Raw genomic sequence first — 13383 nt, 5'->3', positions numbered from 1 at the left:
ATGGATAACGGGACCGTCAACGGTGTGATCATCATCCTGCTGATCATCGCCTTCGTGGGGCTCACGCTGTGGGCCTACTCGAAGCGACGCAAGCCGGACTTCGACGAAGCAGCCAACCTACCCTTCGCCGACGACGATGAGCCGCCGAACCGTGACCAGAGCGCCTCCCGCGAGGCCGATTCCCGACACGACAAGGGAGAGAAGAACACATGAACAATTTTTGGGGTGACTCCCTTTCCAGCTTCTGGAGTGCCTGGATCATCGTCATCACGCTGGGCACCATCGGGATTGCCTTCTGGCTGCTCTTCGCCAACCGCCAGACCGACAAGACCCCGGATGCCGAGGGCAACGTGGGCACCACCGGCCACGCCGCCGACGGGATCGAGGAGTACGACAACCCGCTGCCGCGCTGGTGGTTCCAGCTCTACGTGGGCACCGTGATCTTCTCGCTGGGCTACCTGGTGCTCTACCCGGGCCTTGGCAACTTCACCGGCCTGCTGGGCTGGAGCCAGGAGGGCCAGTGGGAAGAGGAGGTCACCCGCGCCGAGGAGCGCTTCGGACCGATCTTTGCCCAGTACCAGGAGGTGCCGATCCCGGAACTTTCCCAGGACAACGAGGCCATGCGAGTCGCCGAACGCATCTTCCTCAACAACTGCGCGATCTGCCACGGCTCCAACGCCAAGGGCGGCTACGGCTTCCCCAACCTGACGGACGACGCCTGGCTGTATGGCGGCGCGCCGGAGAACATCGTCCAGACCCTCACCAACGGGCGTAACGGCCTGATGCCCTCCTGGCAGCAGCTGGGCAGCGAGAACATCGAGAACGTCGCCCAGCACGTCCTCTCGCTCTCCGGCAATGCCGAGGACCCGCAGCGCGCCGAGAAAGGGGCCAGCGTGTTCGCCTCGGTGTGCGCCGCCTGCCACACCCCCGACGGCACCGGCAACCAGGCCCTGGGCGCACCCAACCTGACCGACGATACCTGGCTCTATCAGGCCCCCGGCCAGTCGCTTGGCGACTCGGTGCGCCAGACCCTGCGCAATGGCCGCAATGGCCACATGCCGGCCCAGGCCGCCTACATTGGCGAGGACAAGGTCCACCTCGTCGCTGCCTACGTCTACAGCCTGAGTCGGGAAGACTGAGGCGACGACCTGCGACGAGAAAGGGTGCGGCCTCCGGTCGCACCCTTTCTCGTTGTGCGGCCACCCCGATACACTATGCGCATCCGCAGCGGTCCCTGCCCGGCCCTGCCCTTCCTTGCCAGCCGTGAGCCTGCCATGAGCGAGAAGATCCCGACCCGCGATGTCACCCCGGATCCCGTGGAGCATCACACGCCACGGGAAGCGGTCACCCAGCAGATGTACGCCAGCCGGAGTCACATCTACGTACGCGAGATCAAGGGCATCTTCCAGCGCCTGCGCCGCGCATCCAACTGGGCCCTGATGCTGGCCTTCTTCCTGCTGCCCTGGGTGCCCTGGGGCGACCGTCCGGCGATCTGGTTCGACCTGCCGGGACGCGAGTTCCATATCTTCTCGGCGACCTTCTATCCCCAGGAATTCATGCTGCTCTCCTGGCTGCTGATCATCTGTGCCTTCGGCCTGTTCTTCATCACGGTATTCGCCGGCCGCGTCTGGTGCGGCTACACCTGTCCGCAGAGCGTCTGGACCTTCCTGTTCATCTGGGTCGAGCACCGCCTGGAGGGGTCGCGCAACCGTCGCATCAAGCTCGACAGACAGCCGATGACCCCCCACAAGCTGTGGCGCAAGTCCGCCAAGCACGCCATCTGGCTTACGATCGCCCTGGCCACGGGGGTCACCTTCGTCGGTTACTTCACCCCCATCCGCGACCTGGTGGTGGAGCTGCCCACCCTCCAGGCCCACGGCTGGTCCTACTTCTGGGTCGGCTTCTTCCTGGTCTTCACCTACCTCAATGCCGGCTGGCTGCGCGAGCAGGTGTGTATCTACATGTGCCCCTATGCGCGCTTCCAGGGGGTGATGTTCGATGCCGATACCTTGATCGTCTCCTACGACGCGGCCCGTGGCGAGCCTCGCGGCCCGCGCAAGAAGAGCCTCGGCCATGAGCAGGCCCGGGCCGCCGGCCACGGCGACTGCATCGACTGCGACCTCTGCGTGCAGGTCTGCCCCACCGGCATCGATATCCGTGACGGCCTGCAGTACGAGTGCATCAGCTGCGCGGCCTGCATCGACGCCTGCGACAGCGTGATGGACAAGATGGGCTATCCCCGCGGGCTGATCCGCTACACCACCGAGAACGCCCTGGAGGGCAAGCCCACCCACATCCTGCGGCCGCGCCTGATGGGCTACCTGGCGGCTCTGTTGGTGATGGTCGGCGTCTTCGCCTGGGCGGTGGCCGACCGCACGCCCCTGGGCTTCGACGTGGAACGCGAACGCAACCAGCTGTACCAGATGACCCGCGACGGACGCATCAGCAACGTCTATACCCTGACCGTGCGCAACCTCGACAATCGGGCGCATGTCTACCGGCTGGAGGCCTCCGGCCTGCCCGGCCTGACCCTGGATACCCACGAGGTCAGCGTGCCGGCCAGCGACTCGCGCCAGCTGGTGGTCCAGGCCAGCGTGCCGCCCGAGGCCATCGACCGGCCCAGCGTCGAGATCATGCTACGACTGGAAGCACAAGATGCCGATATCGCCGTCGAGCGCGACAGCCGCTTCATAGGAGAGACCCGTTGATGAGTGCGGAGCACGAGAGCATCCCGCCCTGGTACAAGCAGTTCTGGCCCTGGTTCCTGATCGGCCTGCTGGCCTCATCGGTGACCTTCAGCCTGGTCTACCTGGCGCTGTCGATCCACTTCTACGACGGCACGGTGAAGCAGGACTACTACAAGCAGGGCCTGGCCATCAACAAGCAGCTGGCCAAGCAGGAGCATGCACGCGACTTGGGTCTCAAGGCGGTGATGCGCGCCGACCCTCGCACCGGGGACATCGTCATTGATCTGCAGGGCGAGCGCCGGCCGGCGCGGCTCTTCCTGGAGCTGATCTTTCCGACCGAGAGCAGCCGAGACCGCTCGCTGATCCTGGAACATATCCGCGACGGGCGCTATGTGACCATGATCGACGAACCGCTGAACTATCGCTGGTACCTGCACCTGCAGCCCGCAAAGGGACAGGATGCCGAATGGCGTCTGACCGGCGAGGCTCACTTCCCCAGCGATGACGAGATCGCCCTGGTTCCCGGCCTCTAGGGCCGGCCGACGAGACACCATGACCCAGAGTCCCCAGACGCCTGACGCGGCCCCCCACTGCTACCACTGCGGCAACCGGGTGCCGGCGGGTGCGCCCTGGCGGATCCGCCTCGATGGCCAGGAACATCCCCTGTGCTGCCCCGGCTGCGAGGCGGTAGCCCATGCCATCGTCGATGGCGGCCTGGCGAGCTACTACCGCTTTCGCACCGAGCTGCCCGAGCGACCGGACGACCGCCAGGCGGCCAGCGCCGAGACCTGGACGGTCTTCGATGACCCGGGGCTACAGGCACGCTTCGTGCACCCCGAGGGAGACGACGGGGCGGTGCATGCCACCCTGGCCGTGGACGGTATCACCTGTGCGGCCTGTGCCTGGCTGATCGAGCACCACCTCAATGCCCTGGAGGGGATCACCACCAGCGCCGTCAACCTCACCCATCACCGCCTGCGGGTCAGCTGGGACCCCGAGCGGGTCACCCTGTCGCGGATCCTCGCCGAGATGGCTGCCATCGGCTACCCGGCCCAGCCCTGGGAGCCCGATGCAGCGCAGCAGCGCCTGCAGCACGAGGAGCGCATGAACGTGCGCCGACTGATCGTCGCCGCCGTGGGCATGATGCAGGTGATGATGTTCTCGATCCCCATCTACGTGTCCGATCCCGGCGAGATCAGCGCCGACTTCCTCACCCTCTTCCACTGGCTCTCCTTTGCCCTGGCCACCCCGGTGGTGCTGTTCTCGGCCCAGCCCTTCTTCCGCAACGCGCTGCGCGATCTGCGGACCCGGGTACTGGGCATGGACGTGACGGTATCGCTGGCCATCGGCGGCGCCTACCTGGCCAGCGGCTATGCGGTGATCAAAGGCCACGGCGACGTCTATTTCGACTCGGCGACCATGTTCACCTTCTTCCTGCTCTTCGGCCGCTACGTGGAGGGCCGCGCCCGACGCCGCAGTGGGCACAGCGGCAACGCCCTTTCCAGTGCCCTGCCGCTCTCGGCGACCCGCCTCACCGAGGCGGGCGAGGAGCGCATCCTGCCCGCCAGCGAGCTCGCCGCTGGCGACCGGGTGCTGGTCAAGCCCGGCCATGGCGTGCCGGCCGACGGAGTGATCGAGTCCGGCGAGTCGAGCCTCGACGAGTCGATGCTCACCGGCGAGTACCTGCCGGTGAGCCGCGGGATCGGCGATCGCGTGACCGGCGGCAGCCAGAACATCGAGAGCCCGTTGACGGTGCGCGTCACCCACGCCGGCGCCGATGCCCGGGTCGCCAGCATCGTCGATCTCACCGACCGCGCCTTCGCCAGCCGGCCGCGCATCGCCCAATTGGCGGCGCGCATGGCCCACCACTTCGTGCTGCAGGTGCTGCTGATCTCCCTCGGGGTGGCCATCGCCTGGTGGTTCATCGACCCCTCGAGAGCCCTCTGGGTGACGCTATCGGTGCTGGTGGTCACCTGTCCCTGCGCCCTGGCGCTGGCCACGCCCACGGCCCTCACCGCCGGCCATGGCCGCCTGCATCGCCGCGGCGTGCTGATCACCCGTGCCGATGCCCTGGAGACGCTGTCGCAGCTCGACCGGGTGATCTTCGACAAGACCGGCACCCTGACCAGCGGCGAGATGAGCCTGGTCGAGACCCGCCCGATCGGCGACCCGGGCAGCGCGCTCGACGCGGGCCGTGCACGCAGTGTGGCGGCCGCCCTGGAGGCCCAGTCGGAACATCCCATCGCGCGCGCCTGGCGGCCCTTCCGCGAGGCCGACGTCACGGCCGACGAGGTGCTCAGCCGACCCGGCCAGGGCCTGGAGGGCAGGATCGACGATCGCCGCTGGCGGCTCGGCAGGCCCGAGTTCGCCGCCCCCGAGGCCCCCCCGGCGCTGCCCGGCGAGGGGCAGTGGCTGCTGCTGGCCGAGGAGGGCCAGCCGCGGGCCTGGTTCGCCCTCCATGACCACCTCCGGGAGGATGCCCGGGAGACGGTCGTGGCCCTGCGGGGGCGGGGCCTGGCAGTGGAACTGCTCTCCGGCGACACCCCCTCGGCGGTGGCGGACATGGCCCGGCGCCTGGGCATCGACACCTGGCAGGCGGCGGCCACCCCCGAGGACAAGCTGGCCCGCCTCCAGGCCCTGCAGGCCAGCGGCGAACGCGTGGCCATGGTCGGGGACGGCATCAACGACGTGCCGGTACTGGCCGGCGCCGACGTGGCCATCGCCATGAACGGTGCCACCGACCTGGCACGCACCCGCGCCGACGCCGTCTTGCTCGGCCCGCGCCTGGGGCGTATCGTCGAGGCCATCGAGACCGGCCGGGCCACCCGGCGGATCATCCGCCAGAACCTGGCCTGGTCGCTGGTCTACAACATCTCGGCGCTGCCCCTGGCGGCCATGGGGTTCGTGCCTCCCTGGCTGGCGGCCATCGGCATGTCGGCCAGCTCCCTGGTGGTCGTCGGCAATGCCCTGCGCCTGACTCGGGACGCCCCCTCACGCCAGGTCGGCAGCGACGCCACCAGGCTGGTGAACGCATGAGCATCCTCTACCTGCTGATCCCCCTCTCACTGATCCTGCTGGGGCTGGCCGTCTGGGCCTTCTTCTGGGCCGTCAAGCACGACCAGTTCGAGGACCTGGAGGGACCCGCCTACCGCATCCTCTTCGACGAGGACGACAACGACCGCCCGAAGGACGACCGGCGGCCCCTTGAGCGTGACGCCCCCTGCGACGACGAGGAAGGCCGCGACTGATGAACCCCACCGGCCTCGACCTGCCCCCGCTGGCCGCCGCCTTCGTCTTCGGCCTGCTCGGTGGTGCCCACTGCATCGGCATGTGCGGCGGCATCATGAGCGCCCTGACCTTCGCCGTCCCGCCCAGCATGCGCAGCCCGGCACGCCTCTCCGGGCTGCTGCTGGGCTACAACCTGGGCCGGATCGCCAGCTACATGGTGGCCGGCGCCCTGGTGGCGGGGCTCGGCACCCTGGTCGCCCTCGCCCCCCAGGCGCGCCTGGTTCTCCAGGCCCTGGCCGCGGTGATGCTGATCCTGATGGCCCTCTACATCGCCGACTGGTGGAAGGGGCTGCTGCGAGTCGAGGCCCTGGGGCGCCGGCTCTGGACGCATCTCGAGCCGCTGGGTCGGCGCCTGATGCCGGTGGTACAGGTGCCCCAGGCGGTGGCCCTGGGGGCGGTGTGGGGCTGGCTGCCCTGCGGGCTGGTCTACTCCATGCTCGCCTGGAGCCTGGCCATCGCCGAACCCTGGCGCGGCGCCGCCCTGATGGGTGCCTTCGGCCTCGGCACCCTGCCGGCCCTGCTGGCCACCGGGCTGGCCGCCCGCCAGCTCGGCACCCTGATCCGCCACCCGGCCACCCGGACGCTGGCCGCGCTGTCGATCATCGCCTTCGCCCTCTGGCAGCTGTGGACGCTGCTGCGCGCCTCGGTGGGCCACTGACCCCCGACGCGATTCCCGCTTCGCTTGACGCAGCTCAACGCGGTCCCCGGCGCTCGGCGCTAGCATGAAGGCACGTTCAACCTCCGGAGTGCCCTCCATGTCCGCTCGAGCCGTCGTCGGTGACCGTCCCAGCGGCTCCACCCTGATCCGCGACGCGGGCGTGCTGCGCCGTCATGGCGCCGGTGGGCCGCGCTACACCAGCTACCCCAGCGCCGACAGCTTCACCACGGCGTTCTCGGACTCGGACCTGACGGCGGCCCTGGCGCGCAGCAACGCCAGCGGGCAGGACCTATCACTCTACGTGCACGTACCCTTCTGCCGCCACAGCTGCCACCACTGCGCCTGTACCCGGGTGACCGAACAGAGCACTCGGCGCGCCGAGCCCTACCTCTCGCGGCTCGACCGGGAAATGGTGCTGACCTCGCGCCACCTGGAGGGCTCACGGGAGGTGTCGCAGCTCCACTGGGGCGGCGGAACCCCAACCTTCCTGACCCTCGACCAGATGAGCGACCTGATCGACCGGCTCGACGCACGCTTCGGGCTGTCGGGCTCGCGTCACCGGGACTACAGCATCAAGGTCGACCCCCGGGACGCCGATGTCTTCACCCTGCGCCATCTCCAGGCCCTGGGCTTCAACCGCCTGAGCCTGTCGGTGCTGGACCTGGACCCGCGGGTCCAGCGCGCCATCAACCGCCACCAGCCCCGAGTGCTCACCGAACAGCTGATCGACGAGGCTCATCGGCTGGGCTTCCGCTCCCTGGGGCTGGAACTGATGTATGGCCTGCCCGGCCAGACTCGAGAGCGCTTCGCCGAGACCCTCGAGCAGGTGATCGCCATGGCCCCGGCCCGCCTGTCGCTGTTCCCCTACGACCACCGGCCCGAGCGTTTCACGGCCCAGCGCCGGATCCGGGCCGAGGAACTGCCGCCGCCGGGGGAGCAGCTGGCCATCCTCGACACCGCCCTCGCGATGCTTGCCGGTGCCGGCTACGTGCACATCGGCATGGAACTCTTCGCCCGCCCCGAGGATCCGCTGGCCACGGCCCAGGCCCGGGGCCTGATGTCGCGCAGCCTGAGTGGCTACAGCGCGCTTCCCGCCGGCGACCAACTGGGCCTGGGCGTGAGTGCGCTCAGCCGGCTGGGCGGCATCGCCGCCCGCAACCCCATGGCCCTGGGCGACTACGAGGCACGCCTCGATGCCGGTCGCCTGCCGGTGGAGCGGGGCCTGCGATTGACCGATGACGACCGCCTGCGAGCCCGCGCCATCGAGCGCCTGATGTGCGACATGCGCCTGGACCTGGCCGTGCTCGGGCAGGCGTTCGACCTGGATGCCGGAGCACACCTGAACGAGGCCCTGGCCCGGCTGGCGCCGGCCGAACGGGACGGCCTGGTGAGGCGGCGCGGTCAGTGTCTCGAGGTCACGCCGGCGGGGCGGCTGCTGGTCCACCGCCTGGCCGCGGCCTTCGATGCCCGTGCCGCCTGACCGGCACGGCGCATGGCATCTCGCGCTCACGCGGGGGAGTACCTCCTAAGGGAGGCTTTGCCGGTGGACGACAATCCTCCATACTGTGACGAGAGTCATCATTCATGGAGGAGAGCATGCCCGACACCGCGACCGGTAGGTGCCGTTCATTGCTGAACGAGACCCGCTGCCAGACGTGCAGCCTGAGCTCGCTCTGCCTGCCCCTGGCGCTCGAGGTTCAGGACATGGACCAGTTCGACGCCATCATCCGGCGTCGGGCGCCGCTCAAGAAGGGCGAGTCGCTGTTCCGCCAAGGCAGCTCCTTCACCAGCGTCTTCGCGGTGCGCTCCGGCAGCCTCAAGCAGGTGACCACCGAGGGCAGCGGCGAGGACCAACTCACCAACTTCTACCTGCCCAGCGAACTGGTGGGACTCGACGGCATCGCCGAGGAACGCTACCCCGGCACGGTCGTGGCCCTGGAGACCACCACGGTGTGCGAGATTCCCTTCGACCGTCTCGACGCCCTCTCCGAGTCGCTGCCCGAGCTTCGGGGCCAGCTCTACCGCAGCATGAGCAAGGAGATGCGCGACGATCGCCGCATGATGCGGCTGCTCTCACGCAAGACCGCCGACCAGCGCCTGGCCAGCTTCTTCACCAGCCTCTCCGACCGCTTCCGCCGTCGCGGCTACTCCCCCTACAGCTTCCGGCTCTCCATGTCCCGAGCCGACATCGGCAACTACCTGGGGCTGGCCGTGGAGACCGTCAGCCGCATCCTGGGCCGCTTCCAGTCACAGGGACTGGTGGCCGTTTCCGGTCGCGAGGTCAACATCCTCGACCTGGCGGCGCTGATCGAAGTGGCCGAGGAGGAGGGCGCGCACTAAAGCTCGAAGCTCGAAGCTCGAAGCTCGAAGCCAGCCTGAATCGAATCGCCCCCGTGACCTTGTCACGGGGGCGATTCGATTGTCTTGCCGCTTACGGCTTAAAGCTTACAGCTCCTGATGGATATCGATGCGGTCGGCCTGCCTCTGCGCCTGCTTCTCCTCGAGGCCGGCGAAGTCGAAGAGCTCGCGGTCGGCCAGCTGCGAGGGCGCTACGTTGGTGACCGCCTTGAACATGCTCTCGAGACGGCCGGGATGCGTCGTCTCCCACTCGGCCAGCATCTCCTTGACCACCTGGCGCTGCAGGTTGGGCTGAGAGCCGCAGAGGTTGCAGGGAATGATCGGGAAGTCCATCAGCCGAGCGAACTCGGCGATGTCCGCCTCGCGGCAGTAGGCGAGCGGACGGATGACCATGTTGCGGCCATCGTCGGAGAGCAGCTTGGGCGGCATCGCCTTGAGGCTGCCGCCGAAGAACATATTGAGAAACAGCGTCTCGAGGATGTCCTCGCGGTGGTGGCCCAGCGCCACCTTGGTGGCACCGATCTCCTCCGCGAAGCCGTAGAGCGAGCCCCGCCGCAGCCGCGAGCAGAGCGCGCAGGTGGTCTTGCCCTCGGGGGTCTTCTCCTTGACCACCGAGTAGGTGTCACGCTCGAGGATATGGTACTCGACGCCGATGCCCTCCAGGTAGGCCGGCAGCACGTGTTCCGGAAAACCGGGCTGCTTCTGGTCGAGGTTCACCGCCACCAGCGAGAAGTTGACCGGGGCGTTGCGCTGCAGGTTGCGCAGGATCTCCAGCAGGGTGTAGCTGTCCTTGCCCCCGCTGAGGCAGACCATCACCCGGTCACCCTCATGGATCATGCCGTAGTCGATGATCGCATTGCCCACCTGGCGACGCAGGCGCTTGTGCAGCTTGTTGAACTCGCGCTTGCCTCGGGCATCGAGGCCCTCGAGGGTCGACGCAGGCTCTGTGGGGGACGGGCCATCGGGCGCGGCGGTGTCACGGGGGTCGAACATCAGGGCGTCTTGCATGGTCTCGGGCGCTGCCTGGGCGGCTGGAAATGACGGGCGCTATCCTATCACCCTCGCCACGGCCAGGCGAAGCGCACCCCGGGCACGAGGATCAGCAAAGCCGTTCCGCCAGCATGGGACCTCGCGCCAGGCGCAGATGGATGAGTGCCGTGGTGACGGCATCGCCCAGGGCGGTGTGTCGCCCCATGACCGGCACCCCCAGGCGCTCGGCCACCTGCTCGAAGCGCGGCCGGACATCCAGCTCGGGATGGCTGCGGCGCAGCTGGCGCTGGTAGGTCTGGGCCACGTCGATGCCGGCATTGGGCAGGTCGAAGCCGAAGAGGGGGCGCAGGTAGCGGTTGAGCATCGCCAGGTCGAAGTCCAGGCACCAGCCGACCAGCGGGCGGTTGCCGACGAAGTCCAGGAACTGCGCCAGGGCCTCCTCGACACCCGCGCCATCGGCCAGGTCGATGGCGCGCAGGCCGTGGATGCGGATCGAGTCGCCAGAGAGGCTCGCCGGCCTCGCCAGGCGCAGGTCGAGCGAATCGCTGGTCAGGACTCGGTCACCGCGGATGCGCACCGCGGCCAGCGACACCAGCTCGGCGTGGCGGGTATCGAGCCCGGTGGTCTCGCAGTCGATGGCGACCATCTCGTCCCCGGTGTAAGGGGAGAAGAGCCAGCCGTAGTCGCCGTGGGCCTGTCGTCGACGATCGGCGGCGCGCCTGAGTGCCTTGAGCATGGATGAACCTCCTGTTGTCGTTGTCGTTCCCTGAGCGAGTGCCCGTGGCTCACGAGTACTCGAGGTGGAAGCGGTGCGACAGCCGCTGCTTGAAGTCCTTGACGATATGCAGTGCCTCGCGCAGCAGGTCCCGCTCCAGCGAGGAGAGTTCCTGGACCACCACCCGATCGGGCTGCTCGCCTCGGCCTTGCGAGCCGTCGAGGCGGTCGAGCTGCTGGCGCAGTCGCAGCTCGGTGAACAGCGACAGGGCCTCCCCCAGGTCCTCGGCGAAGCGCTCCTCCAGGCGACCGTCGGCGACCAGCGCCGCGAGCCGGTCCAGGGTGGAGGTCGCGGTGATGCGACGCTCCAGCGCCAGGGTGCGCACCCCGTGGACGATCGGGAAGATGCCGCCCTTCTTGATGTCGACGCCGTGCTGCGGCTTCTTCAGGGAGCCGAACAGCGTCAGCGGCGTGGAGAAGCGCAGTGCCGTGCGCGCGAAGTAGGAGAGCAGGATCTCGTCGCGGCTGCAGTGCTCGAAGAGTGCCTCGCGCAGCCGCTCGAGCAGAGCCGGGTTGCCCGCCACGGCGTGGGAATCGAGCATGATGGCCAGCCGCATCAGGCTCTCGCCGTCGCGGGTCGCCGCCCACTGTGCGATGCGTCCGCGCCACTGGGTCTCGGTGCCGACCCATTCCGGGTTGGAGACCATGATGTTGCCCGGGCAGGGCGGATAGCCCAGCTCGATCAGCGTCTCGGTGAGGCGCTGCATCTGCTCATGGCAGTCGGGCCACTCCAGGTCGTCGGCGAGTATCAGGCCATTGTCCTGATCGGTCTTGAGGATCTGCTCGCCACGCCCTTCGCTGCCCATCACGATCAGGCAGCTGTCGGCGTGGTAGCGCTCGTCGATCAGAAAGCCCCAGGCCTTGTTCATGATACGTCCGTTGAGGGCCGCCAGCAGCCCCATGGCGAAGCGCAGCTTGACGCCCTGGGCCATCAGGGCACGCACCAGTTCCGGGGTGCGGCGACTGGCGGCGGCCAGCGCCTCGAGGCTGTTGGCCTGCTCCACCTGCAGGCTGACCACGTAGCTGCGGCTGGAGAAGTAGCTGAGCACGTCGGTGAGCTCCACCACCCCCACCGGCGCAACGTCCTCCATCACCACCACCCGCTCCACCTTGAAGCGGGTCATCTGGACCAGCACCTCGAACAGGTACTGGCCCGGCGTCGCCGTGATCAGCTGGTAGTGGGCCACCGCCTGCACCGGGCTCTCATGGGCCAGCCCCTTGAGCACCAGGGCATTGAGCAGGTCGGTCTTGGTGACCATCCCGGACCCGTCCTCGCCCTTCACCAGCAGGCTGTCGGCATGGCTGTCGTTCAGGGTGTGGACCGCCTCGGCGATGCTGGTCGTGCCCTCGACGAGCAGCGGGTCGCGCATGCATTCACCGACCCGGGCGAGCATGAAGCCGGCCATGGTCACCCCGCCCTCGGCGCGGCGTTCGGTGAGCAGCCGGGTCTTCTGTGCCAGGCGCTGGCGGAAGAACTCGGAGAAGGCCGGATAGGCCTCGCAGAGCTGCTTGAACAAGCCCTTGGGCAGCAGGTAGCAGAGACACTCCTGCTCGGCCCGGAAGCGATAACGGCTATTGCCGTTGAGGATACTGATGGCCCCGAACAGGTCACCGGCGGTGTAGTGGCCGATGCGTGACTGGGCGCCGGGCAGGGTCGGGTCGAGCTCGGCGACCTCGCCCTTGTGGATCAGGAACACATACTCCCCGGGCTGGCCGGCATCGAGGATGATCTCATCACGGTCGAAGTAGGCCAGGTCGATGCCGCTGCGTACGCGCTCCCGGCCCTCCTCGTCGAGGAAGGTGAATGGCGGCTGTGTGAGTTCTACATCGACCATGGGGCCGTCCTCGTTGCGCGGTGATCACCACCCCGCTGGCTAGGTTGTGCGTCGATTCCCGCGAGGCTCCAAGATAGCAAAGTCGGGTTTCAGTAAATAACCTAGACAATCGTCCTATCCGGGTGGCCTTATACCATCGTCAAAGACCACCCCGGGGCGCGCATTAACCGCCCCGGATTTCGGGGCTATACCATCGTCCTATGCACGCCCCTCCCGCGCCGCCATCTCGCCTGCAGCACAATTTTAACCTACTGATAAAAAAGCTTTTATCGGATACGCCTTCCATCGGTATCTTTTCATGATACGAAAGTCTGGGATTTATTTTAGGCGTTTGCTGCCCACTATTGGCCAGGAGCCATGCAGGACAATCCCGCGTCAACGATGCACCTCGACATGGAGCGGGCAACCTGATGACAGGCTGACCCAGCCTGCGCGGGCCAAGCTGGCTCCGTCGACACGACTGTCCTGATGAGTGACATCAACAACGCTCTGGGCAACTTCCCAACCTGAACAACACGTGGAGAGCAACACTATGGCAGACGACAAAGCCAATGCCGCTGCTTACTGGAAGGCGAACGTACGCCTGATCACGGGGTGCCTGATCGTCTGGGCTCTGGTGTCCTACGGCTGCGCCATCCTTCTTCGCCCGCTGCTGGCTGGCATTCCCGTCGGCGGGACGGACCTGGGCTTCTGGTTCGCCCAACAGGGTTCGATCCTGACCTTCATCGGCATCATCTTCTTCTACGCGTGGAAGATGAACCGTCTCGATAAACAGTTCGGACTCGGGGAGTAA

At 67.7% G+C, this 13383-nt stretch carries 13 protein-coding genes; 10 read left to right on the top strand and 3 right to left on the bottom strand.

From position 1 onward, the window contains the following. The 9 genes from OP498_RS07955 (at position 1) to fnr (ending at position 8973) form a co-directional block, all read left to right on the top strand. Positions 1–213, top strand: coding sequence for a cbb3-type cytochrome c oxidase subunit 3 (locus OP498_RS07955; protein WP_280553180.1), 213 nt, complete (start codon positions 1–3; stop codon positions 211–213). Next, positions 210–1139, top strand: coding sequence for a cytochrome-c oxidase, cbb3-type subunit III (gene ccoP / locus OP498_RS07950; RefSeq protein ID WP_280553179.1), 930 nt, complete (start codon positions 210–212; stop codon positions 1137–1139). Before OP498_RS07955 ends, ccoP begins: the two co-directional genes overlap by 4 nt. Before the next feature lie 135 nt (positions 1140–1274). Further along, a complete protein-coding gene (gene ccoG / locus OP498_RS07945) occupies positions 1275–2708 on the top strand; it encodes a cytochrome c oxidase accessory protein CcoG (RefSeq protein ID WP_280553178.1) in 1434 nt (477 codons plus the stop codon). After that, positions 2708–3220, top strand: a complete 513-nt coding sequence (locus tag OP498_RS07940) for a FixH family protein (RefSeq protein WP_280553177.1) — start codon at positions 2708–2710, stop codon at positions 3218–3220. Before ccoG ends, OP498_RS07940 begins: the two co-directional genes overlap by 1 nt. A gap of 19 nt (positions 3221–3239) precedes the next feature. Then, positions 3240–5723, top strand: coding sequence for a heavy metal translocating P-type ATPase (locus OP498_RS07935; protein ID WP_280553176.1), 2484 nt, complete (start codon positions 3240–3242; stop codon positions 5721–5723). Beyond that, positions 5720–5935 carry a cbb3-type cytochrome oxidase assembly protein CcoS gene (ccoS, locus tag OP498_RS07930; protein ID WP_280553175.1) on the top strand — a complete coding sequence of 72 codons (216 nt, stop codon included), beginning with the start codon at positions 5720–5722 and terminating at the stop codon, positions 5933–5935. Before OP498_RS07935 ends, ccoS begins: the two co-directional genes overlap by 4 nt. Then, positions 5935–6633, top strand: a complete 699-nt coding sequence (locus tag OP498_RS07925) for a sulfite exporter TauE/SafE family protein (protein WP_280546103.1) — start codon at positions 5935–5937, stop codon at positions 6631–6633. Before ccoS ends, OP498_RS07925 begins: the two co-directional genes overlap by 1 nt. Positions 6634–6730: 97 nt before the next feature. Then, positions 6731–8113 carry an oxygen-independent coproporphyrinogen III oxidase gene (gene hemN, locus OP498_RS07920; RefSeq protein ID WP_280553174.1) on the top strand — a complete coding sequence of 461 codons (1383 nt, stop codon included), beginning with the start codon at positions 6731–6733 and terminating at the stop codon, positions 8111–8113. A 116-nt stretch (positions 8114–8229) separates the two neighbouring features. Continuing rightward, entirely contained in the window at positions 8230–8973 is a 744-nt protein-coding gene (gene fnr / locus OP498_RS07915) for a fumarate/nitrate reduction transcriptional regulator Fnr (protein ID WP_280546105.1), read from the top strand. 105 nt (positions 8974–9078) lie between these two features. Here fnr and ttcA read toward each other — a convergent pair whose 3' ends face one another. The 3 genes from ttcA to OP498_RS07900 all read right to left on the bottom strand — a co-directional run bounded on the left by ttcA (position 9079) and on the right by OP498_RS07900 (position 12590). Continuing rightward, entirely contained in the window at positions 9079–9999 is a 921-nt protein-coding gene (ttcA, locus tag OP498_RS07910; protein ID WP_280546106.1) for a tRNA 2-thiocytidine(32) synthetase TtcA, read from the bottom strand. Positions 10000–10090: 91 nt separating this feature from the next. Then, a complete protein-coding gene (locus OP498_RS07905) occupies positions 10091–10717 on the bottom strand; it encodes a 3'-5' exonuclease (RefSeq protein ID WP_280553173.1) in 627 nt (208 codons plus the stop codon). 49 nt (positions 10718–10766) lie between these two features. Further along, entirely contained in the window at positions 10767–12590 is a 1824-nt protein-coding gene (locus tag OP498_RS07900; protein ID WP_280553172.1) for a DUF294 nucleotidyltransferase-like domain-containing protein, read from the bottom strand. A 532-nt stretch (positions 12591–13122) separates the two neighbouring features. Between OP498_RS07900 and OP498_RS07895 the strand changes: the two genes are divergently transcribed. Next, the gene (locus tag OP498_RS07895) at positions 13123–13383 is read left to right on the top strand and encodes a DUF4212 domain-containing protein (RefSeq protein WP_106230608.1); all 261 of its coding nucleotides are present in this window, start codon (positions 13123–13125) and stop codon (positions 13381–13383) included.

It is taken from the genome of Halomonas sp. 25-S5 (genome assembly GCF_029889845.1).
In the GTDB taxonomy this organism is placed as follows: Bacteria; Pseudomonadota; Gammaproteobacteria; order Pseudomonadales; family Halomonadaceae; genus Halomonas.
This window is presented reverse-complemented; position numbering and strand designations above follow the sequence as displayed.